Below are 14,552 nucleotides of genomic sequence, written 5' to 3'. Positions count from 1 at the left end.
AAAAGTTTTAGTGATATTAGTTACAATTAATTATTAAGTTTGGGTAGGGAAATAATAAAAACACGCTGTAAAATAATGGATGATAAATTAAATAAGATTCTTGCCAACTTTTAGTTGACTCAAACTTGCAGCTTCCTTAAGTTGTTAAAGCTTGTTTTATTGGATATAATAAAAATATGAGATTCAAAGTACGTGAACTTAGTTTATTATGATTATTTATGGAACAAGCAAGGCACATGAAAGAAAATAAAAGATCCAATATACTGGCCTGTCATTTTTTTGAATGTGCCTAAATAAGGGGAGTATAGTTATTTATGAAAAGAAGATTTAATAGCACAGGAGTTTGTGTTCCAAGAAAACACTATATGGTAGATATTACAGATAAACTTAAAGAAATAAGAGAGCTTATAGATAATGAGTTCTATTTTACTATAAATAAGCCTAGACAATATGGAAAGACAACGACCTTAAATGAATTAGAAAAATTATTAAATGAAGAGTATTTAGTCATAAGTATCAGCTTTGAAGGTATCGGTGACAGTACATTTGAAGAGGAAAAAGATTTTTGTAATAAATTTTTAAAGATAATGATTACATCTCTAAGGTTTAGTGATAAGGAAGAAAGTGAAAGACTTTTAGGTTTAAGTCAAAATGTTAATGATTTTGAGAATACGTCAGAGGTTATAACTAAATTTATTGAGGAAGCATCAAAAGAAGTTGTTTTATTTATAGATGAAGTAGATAAAAGCTCTAATAATCAGTTGTTTTTAAGTTTTATAGGTATGCTTAGAAATAAGTATTTATTAAGAGAGATGGGAAAAGACTTTACATTTAAATCTGTTATACTAACAGGGCTTTATGATGTAAAAAGTTTAAAGCTAAAAATTAGAAAAGAAGAAGAAACAAAGTATAATTCACCTTGGAATATTGCTGTAGACTTTGATGTTGATATGAGCTTTTCACCAATAGAAATTTCTACTATGCTAGATGAGTATTCAAGAGAAAATAATATAGATATGGATATAAAAGCTATAAGTGAAGAACTTTATTTCTTTACAGGGGGTTATCCTTATTTAGTAAGTAGACTTTGCCAAATTATAGATGAAAAAATTAAAAAGGATATCAAAGAAACTTGGACTAAAAATGATGTTAGAAAAGCAGTTAAAATTATTAATGAAGAAGTCAATACATTATTTGAAAGCATAGTAAAAAATTTAGAAAATAATAGTGAACTTTATGAATTAATAAAAAATTTCTTAATAGATGGTGAACAGATAGTTTTTAATGCCTTAAATCCTATTATAAGCATAGGAGTAACTTATGGAATCTTTAAAAAAGGTAAGGAAAGATTAGAAATAAGTAATAAAATATTTGAAGATATAATTTATAGTTATATGATATCAAAAATAAGGACTTCTGCGAGTAACATGAGTTTATACAATATTAAGTCAAAGTTTATCAAAGAAAATGGAGAACTAAATATAGAAAGAATTCTTAAAAAATTCCAGCAATTCATGAAAGAACAATATTCAGCTAAGGATGAAGAGTTTATAGAGCATCATGGTAGATTGTTATTTTTAGCGTTTATAAAACCTATAATTAACGGAACAGGCTTTGATTTTAAAGAAGTTCAAATATCAGAAGAAAAAAGATTAGATGTAGTAATAACTTATAATAACTTTAAATATATAATTGAGATGAAAATATGGAGAGGCCCTAAATATCATGAAGAAGGAATTAAGCAGCTTTGTGATTACCTAGATATTTATGCACTAGATAATGGTTATTTGCTTGTATTTAATTTCAATAAAAATAAAGAGTATAAGGAAGAAAAGCTTGAAGTTAATAATAAAAATATAATTGCAGTATATGTATAGCAAAATAAAACAAAAAAGTAAATCTAATTAATTTAGGCATAATCAATTAAATAATAAGTCCATCTGTCAAGCCTGTTTTTTATTAGGCTGTGTCAGCAGATTGTTCTAATAGCACCACTATGAGACCAATCTACTTCCTTGCCTAATGAAAAATAATCATGACATTTTGGACTTGTTATTTTCTTTCATATGCCTTATTAATAAAAAGTAAGTGATATTATCTACAATATTTAATATCACTTACTTTTTTATTAGTGTTTTTTATTATAACAGTAAGCATAGATTAAATCTTATTTATAAACACACATAATTAATGGTAAAATATATAGTTGAGAGGCGAAATAAATTAACTATATAAGGGGGAGAGTTTAATGGTAAATAGAAAAATAAGTAAACTTTTAGGACGGATCTTTGGGATTGTGGGTTTTATGTTAATAATAGGGGTATTAGAGGTACCTGCTCTAGCTAATGATAATTTAAATACTAATTCAGCATATTGTGAAAATACAAGTCTTTATAAGGATAAAGATTATTTAATTAATATAAATAAGAGTGTTGAGCAAAATGGATTTAAAGTAACCTTAGATAAGGCTATTGCAACAAAACATAAATTAAAAGTAATGGTTAAAGTGGAAAGTGAAAAACCTTTTGATGAAAATAAATATGATAATTTAATGGATTCAATAGTTAAAGTAACGTTTGGAAATAACAATAATAGAGTTAATAAACATTATGATTACATAAATGATAAAATACTACTAATTACTATAGAAGAAGAAAATAATAAAGAAGAATATCCTGAAAAAGGAGATATTAGAGTAGCTGTAGAATTACCAGCTTATAAAGTTAATGTAGGAATAGGTGACTATGTAGACTTTTCAGAATCATTTAAAAATACAATTGAAAAAGATATATTTACACCAGTACCACAATTTGATTTTACATTAAATAAACTAGAATATACTGCTATGGGTACAAGAATTTTTTATAGTGGACCTTACAGAGATTTTTTTTATAAAGAGAATAATCCGGGCTATTTAATGAATTCATTTATTATATTAAAAGTTGGAGATAGAATGTATAAAACAAAATATGATGGTTGTTATTATTCAGATGATGCAGAAAAAAACAAATTAAGAATGGGGAGTTATTCAGCAAAAACAGCCACTTATGAAAGAGTTAAGGATAAAAAAGATATAAGTGTCATACCAGTAATTTGTGATATGTCTTCTGATGAAATAAATCAAATAATTAAAGGTAACCTTAAAAATCGATATTATGAAAAACGAAAAGCTAGTAAGCAAACAATTAATAATATAAGTTATTTAAAATCATTTGAATTTTCAGATGGAAGTAAGGGCGAAATATATAATATAGAAAGAAATGATAATACAATAAAAGTATATTGCAGGGGAAGTTCAGAAAAAGAAAGTTTATTAATGGCAAATAATATGGTTATAAATTATAATCTTGGAGAAAATGAGTTAGAACAGGATAGTTTTTATAAAGATTCAAATGATAATTTTGGATACGTTGTAGAATTTAATAATATAGAAAAAGATAAAATATTAGATTTAAATTTTGTGAATAATATAAACCTAGTAGATAGATACAAAATAGTGGATGAAGTAGAAATTTCTAAATAAGGTTTCTGAAATAGAAAAGATAAATATTAAATAATCATAATCTTTTACTAGTTCTTTATTTGCAGCTTCCTTAAGTTGTTAAAGCTTGTTTTATTGGATATAATAAAAATATGGAATTAAAAGCAAGTGAAGTTAGTTTATTATAATTATTTAATAGAACAAGTAAGGTACATTAAAGAAAATAAAAGACCCAATATACAAACATAAAGGTCTGTTGTTTTTTGAATGTGCCTAAACAAGGAGAGTATAGTTATTTATGAAAAGAAGATTTAATAGCACAGGAGTTTGTGTTCCAAGAAAACACTATATGGTAGATATTACAAATAAACTTAAAGAAATAAAAGAACTTATAGATAATGAGTTCTATTTTACTATAAATAAGCCTAGACAATATGGAAAGACAACGACCTTAAATGAACTCGAAAAATTATTAAATGAAGAGTATTTAGTCATAAGTATCAGCTTTGAAGGTATCGGTGACAGTACATTTGAAGAGGAAAAAGATTTTTGTAATAAATTTTTAAAGATAATGATTACATCTCTAAGGTTTAGTGATAAGGAAGAAAGTGAAAGACTTTTAGGTTTAAGTCAAAATGTTAATGATCTTGAGAATACGTCAGAGGTTATAACTAAATTTATTGAGGAAGCATCAAAAGAAGTTGTTTTATTTATAGATGAAGTAGATAAAAGCTCTAATAATCAGTTGTTTTTAAGTTTTATAGGTATGCTTAGAAATAAGTATTTATTAAGAGAGATGGGAAAAGACTTTACATTTAAATCTGTTATACTAACAGGGCTTTATGATGTAAAAAGTTTAAAGCTAAAAATTAGAAAAGAAGAAGAAGCAAAGTATAATTCACCTTGGAATATTGCTGTAGACTTTGATGTTGATATGAGCTTTTCACCAAGAGAAATTTCTACTATGTTAAATGAATATTCAAAAGAAAATAATGTAGATATGGATATAAAAGCTATAAGTAAAGAACTGTATTTCTTTACAGGGGGTTATCCTTATTTAGTAAGTAGAATTTGTCAAATTATAGATGAAAAAATAAAGAAGAATACGAAAGAAACTTGGACTGAAAATGATGTTCAAAAGGCAGTTAAAATACTTCTAGAAGAAAAAAACACTTTGTTTGATACCTTGATTAAAAATTTAGAGAACAATAAAGAATTATATAATTATATAGAGGATATTATAGTGAGAGGAATTGATAAGAGTTTTAATAATTATAATCCTATTATTGAAATCGGAAATATCTATGGTTATTTTAAAAATAATAGCAGTAAAGTGGCTATATCTAATAAGATATTTGGAGAAATAATATATAATTATATGGTATCAAAATTAGAGAATACTTATAGTAAAATGGATAATTATAATTTCAAAGGTGAATTTTTAGAGCCTAATGGAGGACTAAATATAGAAAAAATTCTTAAAAAATTCCAGCAATTCATGAAAGAACAATATTCATCCAAGGATGAAGAGTTTATAGAGCATCATGGCAGACTATTATTTCTAGCCTTTATAAAACCTATAATTAACGGAACAGGCTTTGATTTTAAAGAAGTTCAAATATCAGAAGAAAAAAGATTGGATGTAGTAATAATATATAATAACTTTAAATATATAATTGAGATGAAAATATGGAGAGGCCCTAAATATCATGAAGAAGGAATTAATCAGCTTTGTGATTATTTAGATATTCATGAACTAGATAATGGTTATTTGCTTGTATTTAATTTTAATAAAAATAAAGAGTATAAGGAAGAAAAGCTTAAAGTTAATAATAAAAATATAATTGCAGTATATGTATAGCAAAATAAAACAAAAAAAGTAAATCTAATTAATAAAAAGTAAGTGATATTATCTACAATATTTTAGTATTATTATACTGCTCTTTTTAAAAAACTGAATTTATTGGATAATTTATGAAGTATATCATATAGTACATTATTCTTAATAACAGACCAAAATAGATAAGCATATTGGTCTGTTATTTTTTGTACTTATAAATGAAAATAAGATTTCAATTTTTGTTGACTTTTATTAAAAGGTTTTCAAAAAAACCAAAAAATTCGATATTATTTTTAATTACCTTATAATTACTATTTACAAATTATGTGATTAAAATACATAACTAGTTCTTATTTTGTTAACGTTTTAATTAATGATTATTAAGTTTATTGTGTTTAGATATTGTTTTTGATTAATTTAGTGATAATATACTATTTATACAAGGTTTTCAATAATTTTACAATTTGAAAATTAAACACAACTACTAACCTACTTTGAGAGTTACTAAAACTTTTTCTAATACCTCACCATCAGCAGCATTATTATAGAAACACTTTTTTATATTTTAAAATTTGCTAGCATATCTGTAAATATAATCTTCTTAACCTTATAATAACGGAACACTATTTGATAATCACACACAATATTTATTTTTAGATGAAAGTTATTCAAAGAACACTTTTCTAATCTATAAAATGTTTACCATGAGATAAATTTAATTTTTGACGTTGATTAATTTCAAATTAAGGAGGAAAAACATGAAAAAAAAATTATTAGTATTACCACAAACAGATAATTTAAAAATAACAACAAATATTGGAGGTAACAAACTAAAAAAATCTAATGATAAGAAGTTATATTTAGGAGTATTTGAAAAAGTTGAAAGTGCTATTACAAAAGCAATTTATGCACAAAAGCAATTAAATCTTTATTATAAAAAAGAAGATAGAGAAAGGCTTATAAACAGTATAAGGAAGGCCACATTGGAAAATAAAGAGACGTTATCAAAAATGATCTTAGATGAAACACACATGGGAAGATATGAGGATAAAATATTGAAACATGAATTGGTAGCTAAATATACTCCAGGTACAGAAGATTTAACTACTACAGCTTGGTCTGGAGATCAAGGCCTTACATTGGTAGAAATGTCTCCTTATGGTGTTATAGGTGCAATAACCCCTTCAACAAATCCAACTGAAACTGTTATATGTAATAGCATAGGTATGATAGCTGCTGGAAATGCGGTAGTGTTTAACGGACATCCAGGGGCAAAAAAAAGTGTTGCTTTTGCTGTAGATATGATAAACAAAGCAATCATTACATCTAACGGGCCAGAAAATTTAGTAACTACAGTAGAAAATCCAACTATGGAATCATTAAATGTAATTATGAAACATCCATATATAAAATTTTTATGTGGAACTGGAGGACCTGGATTAATAAAAACACTTTTAAATTCTGGTAAAAAAGCTATAGGCGCAGGAGCTGGAAATCCTCCTGTAATTGTAGATGATAGTGCTGATATAAAGAAAGCTGCTAAAAATATTATAGAAGGTTGTTCTTTTGATAACAATTTACCTTGTATTGCAGAAAAAGAAGTGTTTGTTTTTGAAAATGTAGCAAATGATTTAATAGATAATATGCTTGAAAATCATGTTGTGCTTTTAAATAAAAATCAAGTATCAAGATTATTAGATTTAGTATTAGAGAAAAATGATGAAAACTCAGAATATACTATAAATAAAAAATGGGTAGGAAAAGATGCAAAATTATTTTTAGATAAAATAGGTGTAAAAGCACCTGATAATGTTAGATGCATAATATGTGAGGTAGATGCAAACCATCCTTTTGTAATGACAGAGCTTATGATGCCAATACTTCCTATTGTAAGAGTTAAAGACATTGATAATGCCATAGAATGTGCAAAAATGGCAGAGCAAAGAAAAAGACACAGTGCATATATGTATTCAAAAAATATAGATAACTTAAATAGGTTTGAAAAAGAAATAGATACAACTATTTTTGTAAAGAATGCTAAATCTTTTGCTGGAGTAGGTTTTGGTGCAGAAGGCTTTACCACTTTTACTATTGCAGGACCTACAGGTGAAGGTATAACTTCTGCAAGGAACTTTACAAGACAAAGAAGATGTGTACTTGCTGGTTAACTCTTTAATAGGGTCAATGCATTTTATTGCATTGATTCAGTAGCTTAAATTTCTAAAAAGCATTGTACACTCTTAAAAAGAAGGAGATATTAACATGAATAAAATAGTTAAACTTGATGATTTAAAATCTATTTTTAAAGATGGAATGACAATTATGATTGGTGGTTTCTTAGATTGTGGGACACCTGAAAATATAATTGATATGTTGGTGAAATTGAATATAAAAAATTTAACTATTATTGGAAATGATACTGGATTTCCAGATAAAGGTATAGGCAAACTAATTGTAAATGGCCAAGTGAAAAAAGTAATCGCTTCGCATATTGGAACCAATTCTGAAACTGGAAGAAGAATGAATACTGGTGAAATGGAAGTAGAACTTTCTCCACAAGGAACATTAATTGAAAGAATTCGTGCGGCAGGATCTGGTCTAGGTGGTGTATTAACTCCCACAGGGATAGGGACAATCGTAGAAAAGGGAAAACGTAAGATTTCAATTAATGGTAAAGAATATTTATTGGAACTTCCATTAAAGGCAGATGTTTCATTAGTAAAAGGAAGCATAGTAGATGAATTTGGAAACACTTGCTATAGAGCAACTACAAAAAACTTTAATCCTTATATTGCGATGGCAGCAGACACTGTAATAATGGAAGCAGAAAATTTAGTGAAATGTGAAGAATTAAATAGAGAAGATATAATGACTCCAGGTGTATTAGTAAATTATATAATAAAGGAGGTAATTTAGTTGATTAAAGATAGTAAATTAGCAAAGCAAATAATTGCAAAAAGAGTTGCAAAGGAGTTAAAAGAAGGACAGCTTGTAAACCTTGGTATAGGACTTCCAACATTGGTAGCAAATTATGTACCAAAAGAAATGCATGTTGTTTTTCAATCTGAAAATGGAATGATTGGTATGGGAGCGGTACCAACTTCAGGGTATGAAGATACAGATATAATAAATGCAGGAGGACAATGTGTAACAGCATTACCGGGGGCATCATTTTTTGATAGTTCTATGTCTTTTGCATTAATTAGAGGTGGACATGTTGATGTTACTGTACTTGGAGCTTTAGAGGTAGATGAAGAAGGAAGTCTAGCTAATTGGATTATTCCAGGTAAAATGGTACCTGGAATGGGGGGGGCTATGGATTTAGTAACAGGTGCTAAAAAGGTAATTGTGGCAATGCAGCATACTGGAAAAGAAAAACCTAAAATTCTTAAAAAGTGTAGATTACCATTAACTGCAAAATCACAAGTAAATTTAATTGTTACAGAATTATGTGTAATTGAAGTGACAGATAAAGGGCTACTCCTAAAAGAAATTAATGAATATACAACAATTGATGAAATTAAATCTTTAACAGAAGCGGATTTAATTATTCCAGATGAGATAAGGCGTATGGCTATATAAAAATTTATAATAGGTATTTAAGATATCCTTATAAATAATATTCCTAACCGTTACCTACGGACGATTAATATCTAATAATTTCCCAAATGTATTTTAACAAAAAAATAATTTTAATATATATGTTGTAGAAAAGAATCTATATAAAAATAGCCAATAGTGGCTTGGTTTTATGAAAGATTTATATTGCAACATATATATAACAAAATATTGAGATTTGTTTTATTTATTCAATGAAATTAAATTTTGACAACTTATAAAAAACCATAATAACTAATTTAAGTAATTATTATGGTTTTATTTTATAACATCTGTAATCAGATACCTACTGCTATTATTAGCAAATTATAGGTACCTGATTATTTTAATTTTAGCTTTGTTTTAAATAAACTTTAATTTAATTACTTGAAAGATAATCATGCACAACATGAGCAGGTCCTAGAGTTAAATCTGTAAGAATATGTGATGCAGATACAATCTCTAGCACAGGCAAATCAGCTAAAGGAGCTAATGCATGACTAAATAATTGTAGTCGTGCACAACCAGTCCATGCTCCGTGTATGGTAATATCCTTATTCTGTGCACATATAATCTCACAAATTCTTGGCTTTCCATCATAACCTTGTACAATTTTAAGCATAAAGTTAGGACGAGAAATTTGATTATATGCTTCCTTAATATCTAAAGGTTCATGTTTATAACCCATTGTAGCAGTTGCAACTGGTAAGGAACCATATTTTAATGTACCCACTAATGTATCTGAATCAACAAATAATTTTGGAGTACCAAGTTTCTTAGGATAGGCACTAATTTCTCGACCAACAGCAATAGCAGGATGATTATCTAAGTACATCATATGCAAATAATCACCTTTAATTCCATTAAATTGTACCGGAATAGCCTGTCCACATTCAGTGTATGATCCTAATCCAGTCACATCGGGCATAGCCATCATTTCGAATCTAACTAGTGGTTCATCTAATTCTAAAGGTTCTGGCACTATTCTTCGAAGTGCCTCCATGTCAGTACGGTATATTATGTTCAAGTACTCCCTATTGTGGAACTTATATGGTCCTTTAGGGAATGCTGGAGCAGTAAGTGGTGTTGTAATTTGTTTGGATACTTCACTTTGCAACATAAAAGATTCGCCTTCTTTTTTTTATTTGGTTATGTTTTGAAACATAGCCTTTTATTTTGTAATTTCTTATGTGTTTAATGTTCCCACTGCTAAAAAAGTTTGGATTGGTGAGTAATTGAACACTGGTATATTTTATAAATTATAAATCACCTCTATATTTCTAAATTATAACACTTTATACATAAAAAGTAAAAACGACCACTAAATTAGTAAAATAAGTTAAGCGTAAGGCTATGTTTTATGTATAGATATATTTTTAAATATATTTAAGTTAAGCAATAAACGAAGAAATAAGGGGAAAGTGTTAGAAACCCTCAGCCAATTAATCGGCAAGCGAAACGAACACTTTCTCCTTATTTAGGTTAGTTTATCCCATAACTTAAACTTCCATTGAACGTATATTTTTATCTGAGTTCTACCATTGGTATCCGTTAAGACCACCAGTTTTAGTATTTGTCTTATCAAACCAGCAGTCTAAAAGTTCAAACCAGTTGCCAACATTATTAATTTCAGAGGATTGTCCATCTTTACACCAGCTTAATTTACCATATAAATAATCTGGTTGAAGAGTAGTTGTATCTATTGAATTATACCATCTTTGACCTTTCCAGCACGGAAAACTTGTATTTGAATATTGATCTTTGTAGAGCTTATTTCCATCTGGAAGAAAAATACTTAAGCCATTTTTGCCTTCTGTAAATCCTTTAAATTTACTTCCACCATATGAATAAACTATCATATCATCCACATTTTTCATTACATTTTTGGCTAAACCTTTTATATTATCACTAAAATTATTGCTTGCATTTATACTTTTACATAAATCATATAAGTCAAAATAAGGATAAATTAACCATTCGGTTTTGCTGTTTTGATTGAAGTAATTAATTAAACGTACATTTTTATCACTTCCTCTAAGATATTCTATATCAGCCTTTTTATTTTCATTCCATAAACTTACAGAAAGTTTATCCACAGAATTTTTTACAGCTTCTATCTTTTTAAGATCATAGCAACTTAAAACTTGATTTTTGATATTAGCAGAGTTAACAGAATCTCGTTGGGCCTCAACCATTATTGCTCCTAGCTCAAGAGCTGTAACTGTAGATGGATCAAAATATTTTTCTTTTCCGCCTAAAGTTGAATCTATTTTTCCATTATTTCCTCCACCAGATTTAAGACGACTAAATATTTTTTCATAATCATATCCAGCGCCCCAAACTACAGGTGGTGATGCAACCATAACATTTGCAGAAAATCCACCATTTCCAGGTCTATATTGATATGCAACTTCTGCTGTTCCCATTAAGCAAGCATCATAAGCTAATAGATCTACAGACTGATCTTTAGTTAATGTATCTGATATTTCAGCAGTATATAAGCAATCATTATCATCTGTTTCATCCCAACATACAGCTTTTGGATCTTTGGGTTCTTCTAAAGACTTATCTTCTCTTGCACCACCACCATGGTTAGAAATAATAAGTGCATATTTGTCAGCAGGATATTGAGATTTACAAGAATTTATAAATTTTTTTAGGGTATGTCCATCTCCCATATTTGCCTCATAGTCACTGGTTTTGGTTATTTCAGGAAATTCATCACTACCATCAATTCTAACTGCTTTATTTTTTTCGATTTTGTACATTCTTGTGTCTGAAAAATCTTCTCCAAACACACTTGAATCATCAGAATAACCTGTGTTTCTATCAACTAAAACAATTAAGTTTAAGTTTGGATTATCTACATATCCATTTTTCATTTCTTGAATATCTTCTAATAAACTGTTTTCTAAATTATTATCTGCATCACTATAAACCATAACTGTTAATTTTTTGTCTGATGTCTCAGCTGTAGATGTTGCTGCATTAGCTACATTGGTCCAAGTATTATTAAATGATTTTATTGGTGTAAAGCTAAATAAAGAAGTAGCTAAAAATATAGACGAAGTAAATAAAGTAACTTTTTTACTAATCATAATGTAATCTCCTTTTCAATATAATAAGATTTAACTGACAGTTTAATAAAAATGTAAATTATTATTTTAGTTCTAGATTATTTTTTTGTTAACTTAAATTTTCACCTAAAGTATCTGCAGAAACTATATTATAGGTAATTAATTGAAATTATAATATTATCAAACAAGATTGATAAATACAACACATCTTTGTTTTGTTATTTTCTTTCATGTGCCTAATCTTGTTTAATAATATTATAGAATATAAAATTATGAAATAAAAGGAAAAAATAAGAAAAGTTGGTATATATTTAAATACTAATTATTTTATTTATTGATTTTAAGTTTATAAAATCAATAAATTGGTTCTGAATTGCGTTATTAAATAAATTTATACATTTTATTTAAATTATTGATAGATATATTAAATTAATAAACGAAGTATTAAGTGTAAGGGATAAATCAATATATGTTTTAATTAAGTTTATACATCTAAGGCACATTAAAATAAATAACAAGTCAGTATTCTAGTCTATTTTGAGTCATAAGGAAGCTCGACTCGTATACACTCGCTGAGTAAGTGATTCACACGAAATCATAGATTTTGGTTCTCTACTCACGTCGGTAAAATCATCCCATAGCCTGCTATGAGATGATTTCATCTCCTTGCCATCATACAAAATATACGTCGCATCTTTGACTTGTTATTTTCTTTAATGTGCCTAAATTATATCTTACATTGTTCCTTGTTAAGTTAAACATATATAGTAAATGCAAGCTTGTTTTAGAAAGAAGGGTGAAAATGAAAATTGAAGAAGGAAATTTAATTTTTCAATTAAGAAATAAGAATGAAAAAGCATTAGATTATGTTATTGATAATTATGGATGGATTATTAAATCCATTGTAAATAAGCATCTTTATAATTTGAAAAGCACTCAAGATGAATGTATTAATGATATACTTCTTGGAATTTGGAATAATAGTGAAAGTTTTGATGAAAGTAAAGGAGAATTTAAGAATTGGGTGGCTGGAATAGCTAAATTTAAATGTATTGATTATAAGAGAAAGTATCTAAAAGGTCTAGAGTATGAAAATATAGATGACTTAAATATAAGTGTTCCAGATACTACTCATCAAGATATTATCAACAATGAATTAGATGATGATATTGAGGAAATGCTAAATTGCTTAAAAGAAAAAGATAGAGATTTATTTTATAAATTATATGTTGAGGAAAAAGAAATCAATGATGTAAGTGAAGAAACAGGGATTAAAAGAGATATTATTTATAATAGGTTATCTAGAGGAAAGAAAAGAATACAAAAAATATTTAAGCTTTTAGAAAGTAGGGGGTAATAATATGAAAGATGATATATACACTATGTTAAATGAAGCTGATATAAATATAGATGATTATAAAAAAGAAGATTTTAATGATATAGAAAAGAAAAATATAAAAGCCAATTTTAAAAAATCAATTTCCAAAAAGAAATCGCATAAAAGAAGTATGGTTGTAGCAGGTGTGGTTATAGCATTGACAGTTATATTATTTGGAACAAATACTGGGGTAGAAGCATTAACAAGGGTGTTAAAAATAGCTGGGATACAAGAAATTGGCAGTTTTATGGGAATACAAAAGAATTTAGATGATTATAAGACTGTTATAAATAAAGCTATAAGTAACAATGGAGTAACAGTTCAATTAAATGAAGTTATATTAGATGGACAGGAATTGACCGTTTCATATAATGTAACTTATGATAAAAAACTAAGTGAGGTTTATGATGAAAAACTTAGCAAAGTTGATAAGGGGTGGCATGGATTTAATTGTATTTCAATAAATGGTAAAGAACTAAATACTGGAAATGGTGGGGGCTCTAGGAGTATTGATGACTATACAATTCAAACAGTATTGACATATAATTTAGGAAAGCAAGACTTAAGTGGAGATTTAGATATAAAACTTTCATGTTCACCAGTTGGAGAGAATGAAGATATTAATAAAAAAGATGAGAATTGGGGATTTGAATTTAATACTAATGGAGATCAACTAAAAGTAGATACTAAGGAAATAGCTCTTGACAATAAATTTACACTTGAAAATGGTACAGAGTATACTCTGCAAAAGTACACAGATAACTCTTTAGGTCAAAAAATGTATGCCTCAATATCTAATTTTCAAATGGAATCAACATATGACGTAAGTTTAAAAGGAACTGATGATTTAGGTAACGAAGTTGAATTTTATATATCTCATGGTTGGAAAGAGGGAGCATTATTTAAAATAGAAAATATCCATGGAAATCTTAATGAAAATGCAAAAACATTAACTCTAACTCCTTATGCTGCTAAATATCCAGAGAAAAGTGGTAGAATGGATGGTGAATATAAAAAAACTGGAGATGAATTTACAATAGATTTGTCACAATTAAAATAAGGTACATTTTTCATATGAAATAAAGGGACAGTAGATAGTTTTGTGTAAAAACAAAATTATCTGCTGTTTTTTTACATAATCAGTTGGTAGTTTTGGAATAATATACTTTAAAATATTTA

At 27.3% G+C, this 14,552-nt stretch carries 10 protein-coding genes; 8 read left to right on the top strand and 2 right to left on the bottom strand.

Annotation, left to right across the window (positions count from 1 at the left end):
* The first annotated feature begins 314 nt into the window (after nt 1–314).
* The 6 genes from BM027_RS17195 (at nt 315) to ctfB (ending at nt 8,903) form a co-directional block, all read left to right on the top strand.
* The gene (locus tag BM027_RS17195; protein ID WP_090094414.1) at nt 315–1,877 is read left to right on the top strand and encodes a P-loop NTPase family protein; all 1,563 of its coding nucleotides are present in this window, start codon (nt 315–317) and stop codon (nt 1,875–1,877) included.
* 371 nt (nt 1,878–2,248) lie between these two features.
* Nucleotides 2,249–3,523, top strand: coding sequence for a hypothetical protein (locus tag BM027_RS17190; protein WP_090094413.1), 1,275 nt, complete (start codon nt 2,249–2,251; stop codon nt 3,521–3,523).
* A 256-nt stretch (nt 3,524–3,779) separates the two neighbouring features.
* Complete coding sequence (locus BM027_RS17185; protein WP_090094412.1) at nt 3,780–5,342, top strand: P-loop NTPase family protein; 1,563 nt, start codon at nt 3,780–3,782, stop codon at nt 5,340–5,342.
* Between the two features lie 737 nt (nt 5,343–6,079).
* A complete protein-coding gene (locus tag BM027_RS17180; protein ID WP_090094411.1) occupies nt 6,080–7,489 on the top strand; it encodes an aldehyde dehydrogenase family protein in 1,410 nt (469 codons plus the stop codon).
* A gap of 94 nt (nt 7,490–7,583) precedes the next feature.
* Nucleotides 7,584–8,237, top strand: a complete 654-nt coding sequence (ctfA, locus tag BM027_RS17175; RefSeq protein ID WP_090094410.1) for a butyrate--acetoacetate CoA-transferase subunit A — start codon at nt 7,584–7,586, stop codon at nt 8,235–8,237.
* Nucleotides 8,238–8,903 carry a butyrate--acetoacetate CoA-transferase subunit B gene (ctfB, locus tag BM027_RS17170; protein WP_090094409.1) on the top strand — a complete coding sequence of 222 codons (666 nt, stop codon included), beginning with the start codon at nt 8,238–8,240 and terminating at the stop codon, nt 8,901–8,903.
* Nucleotides 8,904–9,297: 394 nt separating this feature from the next.
* On the opposite strand, the gene adc is transcribed toward ctfB, so the two are convergent.
* Together adc and cloSI are read right to left on the bottom strand one after the other, a co-directional pair.
* Nucleotides 9,298–10,038: an acetoacetate decarboxylase gene (adc, locus tag BM027_RS17165; protein ID WP_090094408.1), complete on the bottom strand. Its 741-nt coding sequence runs from the start codon at nt 10,036–10,038 to the stop codon at nt 9,298–9,300.
* A 415-nt stretch (nt 10,039–10,453) separates the two neighbouring features.
* The gene (cloSI, locus tag BM027_RS17160; protein WP_090094407.1) at nt 10,454–12,016 is read right to left on the bottom strand and encodes a clostripain; all 1,563 of its coding nucleotides are present in this window, start codon (nt 12,014–12,016) and stop codon (nt 10,454–10,456) included.
* 781 nt (nt 12,017–12,797) lie between these two features.
* Here cloSI and BM027_RS17155 point away from each other — a divergent pair.
* Both BM027_RS17155 and BM027_RS17150 read left to right on the top strand, forming a co-directional pair.
* Nucleotides 12,798–13,352, top strand: a complete 555-nt coding sequence (locus tag BM027_RS17155) for a sigma-70 family RNA polymerase sigma factor (RefSeq protein ID WP_090094406.1) — start codon at nt 12,798–12,800, stop codon at nt 13,350–13,352.
* 4 nt (nt 13,353–13,356) lie between these two features.
* Nucleotides 13,357–14,433 carry a DUF4179 domain-containing protein gene (locus BM027_RS17150; RefSeq protein ID WP_090094405.1) on the top strand — a complete coding sequence of 359 codons (1,077 nt, stop codon included), beginning with the start codon at nt 13,357–13,359 and terminating at the stop codon, nt 14,431–14,433.
* Nucleotides 14,434–14,552: the final 119 nt, after the last annotated feature.

Source organism: Clostridium uliginosum (assembly GCF_900112485.1).
In the GTDB taxonomy this organism is placed as follows: Bacteria; Bacillota; Clostridia; order Clostridiales; family Clostridiaceae; genus Clostridium; species Clostridium uliginosum.
The sequence above is the reverse complement of the archived record's forward strand: the minus strand, read 5'-3'. Positions and strand labels throughout refer to the sequence as shown.